The organism is Mycobacterium sp. SVM_VP21 (genome assembly GCA_024758765.1).
Taxonomy (GTDB): Bacteria; Actinomycetota; Actinomycetes; order Mycobacteriales; family Mycobacteriaceae; genus Mycobacterium; species Mycobacterium heraklionense_C.
In genome coordinates this window covers 2,629,727-2,642,199 of sequence record CP101406.1, presented here as the reverse complement: position 1 = coordinate 2,642,199, position 12,473 = coordinate 2,629,727, and the positions used below count along the sequence as shown (strand labels likewise).

The 12,473-nt window shown below is 68.1% G+C and carries 12 protein-coding genes and 1 pseudogene; 9 read left to right on the top strand and 4 right to left on the bottom strand.

What is annotated here, in order from left to right; genetic code table 11:
- Positions 1 to 22 precede the first annotated feature (22 nt).
- A complete protein-coding gene (locus NM962_12115; protein UVO10783.1) occupies positions 23 to 538 on the top strand; it encodes a hypothetical protein in 516 nt (171 codons plus the stop codon).
- A 17-nt stretch (positions 539 to 555) separates the two neighbouring features.
- Here the strand turns inward: NM962_12115 and NM962_12110 are convergent, their stop codons facing one another.
- The 3 genes from NM962_12110 to NM962_12100 form a co-directional block, all read right to left on the bottom strand.
- Positions 556 to 2,103, bottom strand: coding sequence for an FGGY-family carbohydrate kinase (locus NM962_12110; protein ID UVO10782.1), 1,548 nt, complete (start codon positions 2,101 to 2,103; stop codon positions 556 to 558).
- Positions 2,100 to 3,494, bottom strand: coding sequence for an aspartate aminotransferase family protein (locus NM962_12105; GenBank protein ID UVO10781.1), 1,395 nt, complete (start codon positions 3,492 to 3,494; stop codon positions 2,100 to 2,102). The genes NM962_12110 and NM962_12105 overlap by 4 nt, the downstream gene beginning before the upstream one ends.
- Before the next feature lie 339 nt (positions 3,495 to 3,833).
- Positions 3,834 to 4,595, bottom strand: a complete 762-nt coding sequence (locus NM962_12100) for a histidinol-phosphatase (GenBank protein UVO14691.1) — start codon at positions 4,593 to 4,595, stop codon at positions 3,834 to 3,836.
- 285 nt (positions 4,596 to 4,880) lie between these two features.
- Between NM962_12100 and NM962_12095 the strand changes: the two genes are divergently transcribed.
- From NM962_12095 to NM962_12060, 8 genes and pseudogenes are all read left to right on the top strand, one after another.
- Entirely contained in the window at positions 4,881 to 6,293 is a 1,413-nt protein-coding gene (locus tag NM962_12095; GenBank protein UVO10780.1) for an ethanolamine ammonia-lyase subunit EutB, read from the top strand.
- Positions 6,290 to 7,144: an ethanolamine ammonia-lyase subunit EutC gene (gene eutC, locus NM962_12090; protein ID UVO10779.1), complete on the top strand. Its 855-nt coding sequence runs from the start codon at positions 6,290 to 6,292 to the stop codon at positions 7,142 to 7,144. Before NM962_12095 ends, eutC begins: the two co-directional genes overlap by 4 nt.
- Before the next feature lie 11 nt (positions 7,145 to 7,155).
- Positions 7,156 to 7,389 (top strand): annotated as a pseudogene (locus tag NM962_12085) (LysR family transcriptional regulator).
- Between the two features lie 36 nt (positions 7,390 to 7,425).
- Entirely contained in the window at positions 7,426 to 8,094 is a 669-nt protein-coding gene (locus tag NM962_12080) for a LysR substrate-binding domain-containing protein (protein UVO14690.1), read from the top strand.
- A 44-nt stretch (positions 8,095 to 8,138) separates the two neighbouring features.
- Positions 8,139 to 9,182: a heat-inducible transcriptional repressor HrcA gene (gene hrcA, locus NM962_12075; GenBank protein UVO10778.1), complete on the top strand. Its 1,044-nt coding sequence runs from the start codon at positions 8,139 to 8,141 to the stop codon at positions 9,180 to 9,182.
- Positions 9,183 to 9,215: 33 nt separating this feature from the next.
- Complete coding sequence (gene dnaJ, locus NM962_12070; GenBank protein ID UVO10777.1) at positions 9,216 to 10,370, top strand: molecular chaperone DnaJ; 1,155 nt, start codon at positions 9,216 to 9,218, stop codon at positions 10,368 to 10,370.
- A 7-nt stretch (positions 10,371 to 10,377) separates the two neighbouring features.
- A complete protein-coding gene (locus NM962_12065) occupies positions 10,378 to 11,127 on the top strand; it encodes a 16S rRNA (uracil(1498)-N(3))-methyltransferase (GenBank protein UVO10776.1) in 750 nt (249 codons plus the stop codon).
- Positions 11,120 to 11,800, top strand: coding sequence for a helix-turn-helix domain-containing protein (locus NM962_12060; protein ID UVO10775.1), 681 nt, complete (start codon positions 11,120 to 11,122; stop codon positions 11,798 to 11,800). The genes NM962_12065 and NM962_12060 overlap by 8 nt, the downstream gene beginning before the upstream one ends.
- Here the strand turns inward: NM962_12060 and NM962_12055 are convergent, their stop codons facing one another.
- Entirely contained in the window at positions 11,801 to 12,448 is a 648-nt protein-coding gene (locus tag NM962_12055) for a class I SAM-dependent methyltransferase (GenBank protein UVO10774.1), read from the bottom strand.
- Positions 12,449 to 12,473: the final 25 nt, after the last annotated feature.

Sequence of the window (12,473 nt, the reverse complement as noted above, 5' to 3'; positions counted from 1 at the left end):
TCCGTCGTTTGAAGGGGGAACCGTGACTGGAAGACTTCTACTGCTGAGCGCTGCGGCACTGGCTGCGATCGGGCTGTCCGGGGCAGGCGTCGCCTCCGCAGAACCGGCCGCACCGCAGGATTCCGTGGCCGGTGCGCCCGCCCCGCTGGAGCCCGCACCGCCGGCACCCGCCCCGGCGCCGTCCGGCGTTCCGCTGCCCACGACCGGCGAGGTGTCGGGCATGCTGACCAGGCTCAGCGACGCCGGCATCGGCTACAAGGAGAAGGCCGACCTCGTCGAGAACGGCATCACTCAGCACGAGGGCCACGGGCTCGACAGCGAGCTGCGTAGGGCCTACCGCGACGGAGAGCTGCCCTACAACTTTGACGTGATCAACGTCGTGCAGACCGGTGAGGGGCAGGGGCTGGCAAATGTCACCATCACCGGCCCCAAGATGCCCGCGCCGCAAACGGTCCCGCTGCAGCTCGTCGACCAGGGCCGGTGGGTGCTGTCGCACAACTCGGCGGAGCAGCTGATGCAGATCATGGCTGCCCACTAACCCGCATAACGGGTTGGTCAGCGGTTGAGGCGGCCGAACATGCCTTTCTGCGCCTTGTAGAGCCGGGGGAACTCGGCGAACAGTCGGTCGTAGACCGCGCGATTGGCGGCCACGGGCTCGAATACGCCGTCGAGCGGGATCAGATCGCGCAACGTGTCGCGATCCAACTCGCCCATCCCGATCCCGGCGAACAGCGCCGCGCCCCGTAACTGTGCGTTCAACGGATCGGCCACTCGCTCGCAGGTACGACCCGTGACGTCGGCGATGATCTGGCACCACAGGTCCGAACGTGCCCCGCCGCCGACGATCCGGATCGGTCCGGCGTTGGGGGTGAACCGGTTCACGCATTCGAGCAGCCAGCGGCTGTTGTAGGCGACCCCTTCGAGCACCGCGCGCACCAGATCGGCGCGGGTGGTGGCCAGCGACAGGTTATGGAAACCGCCGCGGGCACGGCGGTCGTCGACGGGGGAGTGCTCGCCCTTGAGCCAGGGCGTGAAGATCACCCCGTTCGAGCCGGCCGGTGCACCCGCCGCCAGTTCGGTCAGCGCGTCGTAGTCCAGGCCGTCGAAAACGTTGTCGCGCAACCACTGCAACGCTCGGCCGGCGGTGTCTTGATTGTTGACCAGCAGATAGGACGTCGGGTCGAGGCCCGCAACGGTGGCCAGCTGGTGGAAGGCATCGGTCTTCTTGAACGCCACCGGGCAGCTGATCCACGACGTGGTGGAGATGGTCAGGTGCAGCTCACCTTGGCGCACCGCGCCGGAACCCACCGCCGCGGCGTGCAGATCCGGGGTGCCGGTGACCACCTGAGCCGCAGGCGATATGCCGAGTTCGGCGGCGACTGACGGCGCCACCGGACCGATGATCGAACCGGTCGGCACCAGCGGTGGCAGTTTCGCCCGATCGACACCGGCCAACCGCACCAGCACGTCGTCGTAGTCGAGCACGCTCAGTGTGCGATTGTTGGTGAGCCACGTGCCCATCATCGAGGCCCGCGATGCCGCCGCTCGTCCGGTGAAACACATGCCGAGATAGTCGACGGGTTCCAGCAGCCAGCGGGTTGCCGCGAAGACCGCCGGGTCGCCGCGCTGCAGGTGCAGCATGTGCCCGACCGGATCATCGCCGTTGGGGGAGGGGATGCCGCCGTTGCGACGAAGCCAACTGAGCAGGACCCGTGGCCGGTATCCGGCTACCCGACCTCCGAATACCTTGCGACTGTAGGGCGCGCCGCGGGTGTCCATCCACATCACGCACGGACCCACCGGACGGCCCTCGGCGTCCACCGGGACGGTGCTGGCCCACTGTCCGGTGATCGACACCCCGGCCACCTGCTCGCCGCGTACTCCGCTCTCGGCCAGCCCGCGTTTGGTGGCGTCGCGGATGATCTCCCACCACAGGGCGGCGTCCTGGATGGCGGACCCGTCCGGCCCGTACTCGGTCGAGACTTCGACCAGGTCCGACCACAGCACGGTGCCGTCCAACGACACGAAACCGACCTTGGGGCCGCCGGTACCGAGGTCGACGGCCAGAACCACGCGATCGACGCGCTCAGCGGGGCCCGTCATAGGGGCGGCAAGGACTGCTGGGTGTCGAGGATGCGCTCCATGAACCCTTCGATGAACTGAGCCGCCTCATCGGTCATCCCGCCGGGGACGCCCCCGTAGACCGCGGCGCTGATCGGTGCCTCACCGGCGGCGGTCTGCTTCTTGGCGTACTCGATCGCGTCGTCGAGGTCGGCGGTGAATGCCTCGACCACACCGGGCTGGGTCTGCGGCCGGGTCACCGCCATGTGGATGGCGTTGGGGTACTGCTGGCCGTTGAACCGCCAGCCCTTGGGCTTCATCGCGTCGGCGACGTGGTAGATGTCGAACTCGTCGGAGCGGAAGGCGAAACAGAATGTGGGCGAACCGATAATCGTCAGTTCGGGATGGCTGCGCACCACGTCCTGCATCGCCGACGCGGTCTCCAGGATCGCCTTGGCGTAGCGCAGGTAGCCCTCGCGGCCCAGCTGCACCATCGAAGCCCACGCGGCGGCGATCAGCCCGCCCGACCGAGAGCCTTCGATGCCGGGGGACATGTACTTGCCGCCGGTCCAATCCGGCAGGAAGAAGTACTGCGCATTGCGGTAGGCCTTGTCTCGAAACAGCAGCGTCGAAGCGCCCTTCAGCGCGTAGCCGTACTTGTGGTTGTCTGCCGAGATGCTGGTGACGCCGGGCACCCGGAAGTCGAAAATCGGTACGTCATAACCCAACTCGTTCGCGAAAGGCAGTACGAAACCGCCGAGGCAGCCGTCGACGTGCAAGCCCACCCCGCGCTCGGAGGCCAACTGTCCCAACTCCGGGATCGGGTCGACGGTGCCGTAGCCGTAATTGCAGGCCGAACCCATGATCGCGATGGTGTTCTCGTCGATGTTGTTCGCCACCCACTCGACATCGACCTGAGCGGTCTGCGGGTCGACGGGCGCCTTGCGAAGCTCGATGCCGAACAGGTGGCAGCCCTTGTCAAAGGCAGGGTGACCGGTTTCGGGTTTGATGAAGTTCGGCCTGGTGATCCCACGGTGCTTGGCGGCGTGCTCACGGTAGGCCAGCAGCGCGTGAATGATGCTGCCGGTGCCACCCGTGGTGACCATGCCGACCGGCTCCCCGTCGGTGATGGCCTCGGCGTGCATCAGGTCCAGGGCCATCGCGATGACTTCGCCCTCGAACTTGGTCGCCGACGGGCAGATGTCGCGCTGCAGCACGTTCACATGGGCGAACAGTCCGAATGCCTCATCGAGGAAGCGGTAGTGCTCGTGGTCACCGCAGTACATGGTCCCGGACACCTTGCCGGTTTCCCAGGTGGGATCCTCGGCCTGCGCCATCTCACGCAGTTCCGCGAGCACTTCGTCACGCGGCCGGCCCAGCTCGGGCAGCGTGCGGTTGACGGTGAAGCGGTCCGTGTAGGGAAAGTCGGACATGGTGAGAGCAGATCCTCCATCTGACTGAGGAGCCTTCGGAGTCAGAAACCCCGAGGGACCATCGTGTTGTTGTTCGCACGCGCAATAGCAGAGCTAACCACGGCCGGCCGACATGGCGTCACATGACGTCGCGCCCGCTGCGTCGTTACCACGCCGACTGCCCCGCCGCGGGCCCGCGGTGAAATGCCTGAATTCATGATCTCCTGCGCGTCTGAATGGCGGCTGCGGGGATAGCAAGAATTGCCGCGACATTTTGTTCAATGGCCGCGGGCCGATAATCTCAAATCGCGCTTGAGAATTCCAACACCAAAAAATGACAGCATTGACAAAATTTTGTTGTTAATCGGGTGTGTGGGTGGGGCATGCGCGGTGCCAGGCCACGCCCAGGCTGTCCAGGACCGCTGAGTGCAGCAGGGCGTTGGTGGCCACCGCGCTGCGGCCATGGGGGCCGGCGGTGCCGTTGAGGTCGGTGAAGGTGCCACCCGCCTCGCGCACCAGGATGTCCAGGGCTGCCATATCCCACAGCGACAACGAGGGCTCGACAACGATGTCGACTGCGCCCTCGGCAAGTAGGCAATGGGCCCAGAAGTCGCCGTAGCTGCGCGTTCGCCATACGGTGTCGGTCAGGTCCAGGAAGCGCTGCCGTAGTCCGAGGTGGGCCCACTGTGTGAGTCCGGCGAACGACAGGCTTGCCGAGCCGAGTTCGGCCACCGCGGAGACCGACAGACGTCGCGGCGCTGCGCCGCCGACCGCGGCGAATGCGCCCAGGCCATCCCCGGCCCACCACCGCCTGTCCAACGCGGGGGCGCTGATCGCACCCACGCGCGGCACGCCGTCCTCGAGCAGAGCGATCAAGGTGGCCCACACCGGCACGCCGCGCACGAAGTTCTTGGTTCCGTCGATCGGGTCGATGACCCACTGGCGGCCGCTGAAGGTCGCGCTGCCGCCGAACTCCTCGCCCAGCACGTCGTCATCGGGCCGATCGCGCGCCAGCACGTCGCGCAGAGCGACCTCCACCGCACGGTCGGCATCGGTGACCGGAGTGAGGTCCGGCTTCGTATCGACCCGCAGGTCCAGTGCCCCGAATCGGTCCATCGTCATGGCGTCGGCCAGGTCCGCCAGGCCCAGCGCCAAGGTCAGATCGTCATTGATGCCTGCTGCTGCAATTCCCACAAACGGGGGACAGTACCACCGAGTCGAGCTTTTTCCTGCTCGCCGACGAAATAAGCGAATTATGGGATCGCGACGCCGATATGTAAAACTGGGGGCCGCGGGTTGCATTTCTTCACCCGTGGCTCATATCGGCACGACGTCATTTCCTCGTCACACCTGCGTGCAGTCGTCGATGCGATCAGGGGAATCTCGGCACAGTGGAAGGGGCCTGCGGTGACCACGTACACGCAGACGCTGGCCGGCACCACCTACCGGTTCGACGGCCTGATCGACCTCCTGGCCAAGGCCACACCGCGCCGATCCGGTGACGAACTGGCCGGCTGCGCCGCCGCCAGCGACGCCGAACGAGCCGCGGCGCAATGGGCATTGGCCGACGTCGAGCTGGACACCTTTCTGCGTGATCTTGTCGTGCCCTACGAGACCGACGAAGTCACCCGGCTGATCATCGACCGCCACGACCGTGCGAGCTTTTCCGCGATATCGCATCTGACTGTCGGCGGCCTGCGGGACTGGCTGCTAGAGGTGGCGGCGACGCCGACCGCGGCCGAAACCCTGCGCCGGGTCGCGCCCGGGCTGACCCCCGAGATGGTGGCCGCGGTCAGCAAGCTCATGCGAAACCAGGACCTGATCGCGGTGGCGCGATCGACAACGGTCACCAGCGCGTTTCGCACCACGCTGGGCTTGCCGGGCCGCCTGGCGACCCGGCTGCAACCCAACCATCCGACCGACGACCCTCGGGGTGTCGCCGCGGCCACGCTTGACGGGTTGCTGCACGGATGTGGCGACGCGGTGATCGGCATCAACCCGGCCACCGACTCGCCGCAGGCCACCGCCGATCTGCTGTACCTGCTCGACGACATCCGGCTGCGCTACCAGATCCCGACGCAGTCCTGCGTGCTCTCGCACGTGACCACGACCATCGAGCTGATGGAGCAGGGCGTCCCGGTCGACCTGGTGTTCCAATCGATCGCCGGCACCGAGGGCGCCAACCGCAGCTTCGGCGTGAGCCTTGATCTGCTGCGTACCGCCCACGAGGCCGGGCTTTCACTGCAGCGCGGGACCGTCGGGGACAACGTCATGTACTTCGAGACCGGCCAGGGCTCGGCACTGAGCGCACACGCCCACCTGGGCAGCGGAGGCCGGCCCGTCGATCAGCAGACCCTGGAGGCCCGGGCCTACGCGGTGGCCCGCGAGTTCTCGCCGCTGCTGGTCAACACCGTGGTCGGGTTCATCGGGCCCGAATACCTCTACGACGGCAAGCAGATCGCCCGGGCCGGGTTGGAGGACCACTTCTGCGGCAAGCTGCTCGGCCTGCCGATGGGTGTCGACGTCTGCTACACCAATCACGCCGAAGCCGATCAGGACGACGTGGACACCCTGCTCACGCTGCTCGGCGTTGCCGGCTGCAACTTCGTCATCACCGTCCCCGGCGCCGACGACGTGATGCTGGGCTACCAGAGCATGTCCTTTCACGACGCGCTTTATGTGCGCCGTGCGCTTGGGTTGCGGCCGGCCCCCGAGTTCGAGGCGTGGCTGCAGCGCCTCGGTATCGCCGACGAATCCGGTCGGGTGCTTCCCAGCGCTGTGGAGCGCTCACCATTGCGTTCGCTGGCGGCACCGGCATGAGCCTCGCTGCGCCGGCGGATTCGGGATCACGCATCTGGCAGGAGCTGCGTCGCCACACCCAGGCGCGGATCGGACTCGGTCGCGCCGGTGACGCTCAGCCGACCCGCAGCGTGCTGGAGTTCCGGGCCGCGCATGCCCTGGCCCGCGATGCGGTGCGCCAACCGTTCGACATCGGGCTCCTGGCGCAGCAGGTGACCGGGGTGGGGCTCGGTGAACCCGTGGCGGTGACCAGCCGGGCGAGTGGCCGCGAGGAATATCTGCGGCGTCCCGACCTTGGTCGGCTACCCAACGACCTGAGTGAAATCCCTTGCAGCACGGCGCAGGTGGGATTCGTGTTGTGCGACGGGCTGTCTCCGGCGGCGCTGACCGAACACGGTGTTGCGTTGCTGCGCGCGCTGACCGATGTGGTGGGCGCTCATCGCACGCTCGCCGCGCCGGTGATCGCCACCGGGGCCCGGGTGGCACTCGGCGACCACATCGGGCAGGCGATGGGGGTAGAGACCGTCGTGGTTCTGATCGGCGAGCGGCCGGGATTGTCGGTGGCCAGCAGTCTCGGGCTGTACCTGACGCACCTGCCGCGGCCGGGACGCACCGACGCCGAACGCAACTGCGTGTCCAACGTGCACCCGCCGGACGGCCTCGGCTACCGCGAAGCTGCCCGCGTCATCGATGCCCTGATCACCGGTGCGCGGCAACTGGGCCGATCGGGTGTCGACTTGAAAGCGGTGTCGGTGGGTGCACTGGACGGATCGGGGCCGGATCCATTCGGCGGTCCCAGCTTCGCCTCTCCTTCGTCGAGCCTCGCTGAACCGCCGGATCGAACCACGCCTGATCAACACCCGGTGTCTTAAGATCGGGCACCATCGACATCAACACGCGAAAGCTGCGCCACTTCGTGGTGGCTGCTGAAGAGCTGCACTTCAGTCGGGCGGCAGCGCGTGTCTACCTAGCACAGCAGGCACTGAGCCGCCAGATCAAGGATCTCGAAGACGAACTCGGCGTCAAGCTGTTCGAACGCAACACCCGCAACGTCACGCTGACGCCCGCCGGCGAAGTCTTTCTGGAGGGAGCGCGCGGCGTCTTGGCCGCTCTGGACAGCGCCGCCGCCGCCGCGAAACAGGCAGCCCGCGGGGTGGTCGGCACGCTGCGGCTGGGCTACGTACCGGGCGCTGCGCTCGAACTGACCGCACCGATCATTGCCGAGTTCCGGGAACGTCACCCCGACGTCACTATCGAGATGCGGGAATTCCAGGTCAGCGATCCATCGGCCGGGTTGGCGTCGCGGGCCACCGACGTGGCGTTCCTACGGCTGCCCCAGAGCACACCCAACATCAAGACCCAGATCCTGGCGGTCGATCCCGTCGTCGCCATGGTGTCGACCTCGTACCGGCACGCCGGACGGGCGTCGGTGTCGGTGCGCGACCTTCTCGACGATCCGATCACCCAGTCGTCCAGCGCCGACGACGCCCATCACGCGTTCTGGAGCCTGGCCGCGGCGCGCACCGATGCGACGAAGGTCGACGTGGTGCGCGCCGATTCGATCACCGAGGAGGCGCAAGTGGTCGCCGCGGGTGCGGCCATCGCCGTCACCAGCGCAGCGGCCGCGCACTTCATGCCGGTGACCGGGGTCCGGTTCCTGCCGATCGAGGACTGGCCCGGATCGGCGATCGCGGTGGGCTGGATCGACGACGAGTCGTCCCCGCTCGTCTCCCGGTTCGTTGACGTCGCCTGTTTGGTGCGAGATCGCGAGCCTGGCATCGTGCACGGCATCGAACACCGGCTGTTGGCGGCTTCACCGTAAAATCGAGAGCGGCCGTAGCTGTTCGAGGTAGGAGGTGAGCGCCCATGGGTGTGGCTGATGACCGCCGCTTCGAGGTACTGCGTGCCATCGTCGCCGACTTCGTCGCCACCAAAGAGCCGATCGGCTCCAAAGCGCTGGTCGAACGGCACAACCTCGGGGTTTCTCCGGCCACCGTGCGCAACGACATGGCGGTGCTGGAGGCCGAAGGCTACATCGCCCAGCCGCACACCAGTTCCGGACGGGTGCCCACCGAGAAGGGCTACCGCGAGTTCGTCGACCGAATCGACGACGTCAAACCGTTGTCGAGCGCGGAACGCCGGGCGATCCTGTCGTTCCTGGATTCCGGTGTCGACCTCGACGACGTGCTGCGCCGGGCGGTGCGCACCCTGGCCCAGCTGACCCGCCAGGTGGCCGTCGTGCAGTACCCGACGCTGTCGGTGTCCACCGTGCGCCACCTCGAGGTGATCGCGCTGACCCCGGCTCGGCTGTTGCTGGTGGTCATCACCGACTCTGGTCGGGTCGATCAACGGATCGTCGAGTTGGGCGAGCCCATCGACGACCACCAGCTCAGCCAGCTGCGTGAGATCCTCGGCGCCGCGCTGGAGGGCAAACGGATCTCAGCGGCCTCCACCGCTGTCGCCGAACTCGCCGGGCACCTGGACGGGCGCAGCGGGCTGTCGCCCGGCCTGGCCAACGCCGTGGGGCGCTCGGCGACGGTGCTGCTGGAATCGTTGGTCGAGCACCGCGAGGAACGCCTGCTGCTCGGCGGTACCGCCAACCTGACCCGCAACGCTGCCGACTTCGGCAGCTCGCTGCGGTCGGTGCTGGAAGTGCTGGAAGAGCAGGTTGTTGTGCTGCGGCTGCTCGCCGTGCAGCAGGAAGCCGGTAAAGTCACGGTGCGCATCGGTCACGAGACCGAGGCTGAGGAGATGGCCGGCGCCTCGATGGTGTCCACCGCTTACGGGTCACAGGGCACCGTGTACGGGGGCATGGGGGTGCTGGGTCCCACCCGGATGGACTATCCGGGAACGATCGCCAGTGTTGCAGCAGTTGCTATGTACATCGGTGAAGTGCTCGGGGCTCGCTAATCTCCGGCTGGCAGAAGTTGGGAAGGGTCAGGCGTGGCACGCGACTATTACGGCTTGTTGGGCGTCGATAAGGACGCCACCGACACCGAGCTCAAGCGCGCCTATCGCAAGCTGGCGCGCACCTATCACCCCGACGTCAACCCCGACGAGGCGGCGCAGGCCAAGTTCAAGGAGATCAGCGCCGCCTACGAGGTGCTGTCCGACCCGGAGAAACGTCGCATCGTCGACCTCGGTGGTGACCCGCTGGAGGGCGGCGGCGGTGGCAATGGCTTCGGCGGGTTCGGCGGATCCTCGGGCTTTGGGGGCCTGGGGGACGTGTTCGAAGCGTTCTTTGGTGGCGGCGCGGCCTCTCGGGGCCCGATCGGACGGGTCCGGCCGGGATCGGACTCCCTGCTGCGCATGCGCCTGGACCTCACCGAGTGCGCCACCGGTGTGACCAAGCGCGTCACCGTCGACACCGCGGTGCTGTGCGATCGCTGCCAGGGCCGCGGCACCAACGGGGACTCGCGTCCCATGCCGTGCGACACCTGCCACGGACGCGGCGAGGTGCAGAGCATGCAGCGCTCGCTGCTCGGCCAGGTCATGACTTCGCGGCCGTGCCCGACCTGCCGTGGCGTCGGCGAGGTGATCCCGGACCCGTGTCACCAGTGCGGCGGCGACGGCCGGGTGCGTTCGCGCCGTGAGATCAGCGTCAAGATCCCGGCCGGCGTCGGCGACGGCATGCGTGTCCGGCTGGCCGCCCAGGGTGAGGTCGGCCCGGGTGGGGGACCGGCCGGTGACCTCTACGTCGAGGTACACGAACAGCCTCACGAGATCTTCGCCCGCGACGGTGACGACCTGCATTGCCACATCTCGGTGCCGATGGTCGATGCGGCGCTGGGCACCACCGTGACCGTGGACGCGATCCTCGACGGAGCCACCGAGATCACCATCCCGGCCGGCACCCAGCCGGGGTCGATCATCCTGCTGCGCGGCCAAGGCATGCCGCAGGTGCGGACCGGGGCGCGCGGTGACCTGCACGCTCACATCGAAGTGGTGGTCCCCGAGCGTCTCGACAGCCACGACACCGAGCTGCTGCGCAAGTTCAAAGAGCACCGCGACCGCGAGACCGCCGAGGTCCGCTCGGCGCACACGCCGCACAGCGGCGGGCTGTTCAGCCGACTGCGCGAAACCTTCACCGGGCGCTGAGCCCGCGGTGGCAGGCCTGTTCTACGTGGATGCGCTGCCCGAGGTGGGTGCGCTGGCCGTACTCGGCGGCGACGCCGGGTTCCATGCCGCGACGGTGCGTCGGATTCGGCCTGGTGAGCAACTGACCCTCGGTGACGGTGCCGGGGTGGTGGCGCAATGCCAGGTCGAGGAGGCCGACCGCGGCGGGTTGCGGGCCCGGGTACTGGAGCGTTCCCAGGTCGAGGCGCCCAGTCCACCGGTCACCGTCGTGCAGGCGCTGCCCAAATCCGAACGATCCGAGCTGGCGATCGAGCTGGCCACCGAGGCCGGCGCTGACGCTTTCATAGCCTGGCAGGCCGACCGGTGTGTGGCCCGCTGGGACGGCGCACGCGCCGACAAGGGAGTGCGACGCTGGCAGGCGGTCGCCCAAGCGGCCGCCGGGCAATCCCGCCGGGCCCACATTCCGCCCGTTCGCGGGGTGCTGACCGGCGCCGGGCTGGTGTCGTGGGTGCGCGCACAGGTGGCCGCCGGTGCGACCGTGCTGGTCTTGCACGACGCGGCCGGCGTCGCATTGGCCGACGTGATCGGGCCCACTGCGCCGGCACTGGCCCTGATAGTGGGGCCCGAAGGCGGACTCACCGAGGCGGAGCTGGCGGCGTTGACCGGCGCAGGTGCCGTGGCCGCCCGGCTGGGGCCCACCGTCCTGCGCACCTCGACCGCGGCGGCGGTCGCGCTGGGCGCGCTCGGGGTGCTGACCCCGCGCTGGGGGAGTGAATAGCCTGGAGAGTTCGGCGCCGTCGCTGAGCATCAGCGACGGCTACGCGGTGTATCGCGGCCCGGTGGGCGGCGGCGGCCCGATTCACCGCCACGGCGCCTTCCAGATCGTGGTCGCCGGGCGAGACGACGTGGCGATGGTGGACCCGGCCGGAACGCATCATCAGGCCGCCGCGCTGGTCGTCTCGCCGATGGCGCCGCACCGCATCCTGGCCATCCGTGACCTGATCACCTACTTCATCGAGCCGCACTGCCTGTTCGCCGATCGACTGCGGCAACGCTATGACGCCGGGATCGCCGCCGCCCCCGAGCTGGGCGAACTGCGCGAGTCCGATGTCGCAGCCGCCTGCCGGGGCCAGTCGGAGGAACTGGATCCGCGCCTGGTGACGGCGCTGGCCCTGTTGGCCGACAGCAACATTGCGATGCCGAGCCTGGCCGCCGAGATCGGCCTCTCGCCGCAGCGCCTGCGCGCGTTGGCGCGCCGGGAACTGGGGATGCCGCTCACCCGCTGGCGGGTCTGGTCACGGCTGCGCCGGGCCGTCGAAGCCCTGCAGTCGGGCATGCCGTTGGCCGAAGCCGCCATTGCCGCAGGGTTTTCCGACCAGGCCCACTTCACCCGGCAGATGCGGGAGATGATGGGCCTGACGCCGTCGGTGGTGCTGCAGGCCCTCGCGTGATCACAGTTTGCGGGCGGTATAGATCGAGATCGTCCCGTTGATCGTGGCCACCACGTCGGCTTCGCGAACATCGGTGAAGCCGGCGGCTGAAATCAGCTCCGGGAGAACACCATCGGCGTTGGGCTGGGTATCGGTCTTGCCGTCGGCGAACTGGACGAACCGAAACGCCAGGCGCATCAGCGGAGTCCGTTGCAACCCGAAGTCGGCGATCACGAGCCGCCCACCCGGCCGCAGCACCGCGAACATCGACGCCAAGATGGCGCGCTTGACGTCCATCGGACATTGGTGCAGCACCAGACTGGACGTCACGCCGTCCATCGACTCCGCGCCGACCGATGCCACCAAGTCGTCGCCCAGCCCCGTCAGCCAACGAACTCGGCCGTCGGCATCCTTTTCGCGCGCCACCGTCAAGATCTCCGGATCGGGGTCCAGGCCCACGATCGTCGCCTGCGGCTCCACCCGAGCGGCCAGCAGCGCCAACGATCCGGTGCCGCAGCCCACGTCCAGGATCGAGTCGCCGGGACGCGGCGCCAGATGCATGACGGTCAGGCCTCGCCACAGCCGTTCGCGCGTCAACGCTACGACGTAGTCGAAGAACCGGGCCGGCGCCAAGCGACCCAGGGCAGGGGTGAAGGTTTCCTCGCTCATACCCGGCAGTTTCGCCCGCGCGGCA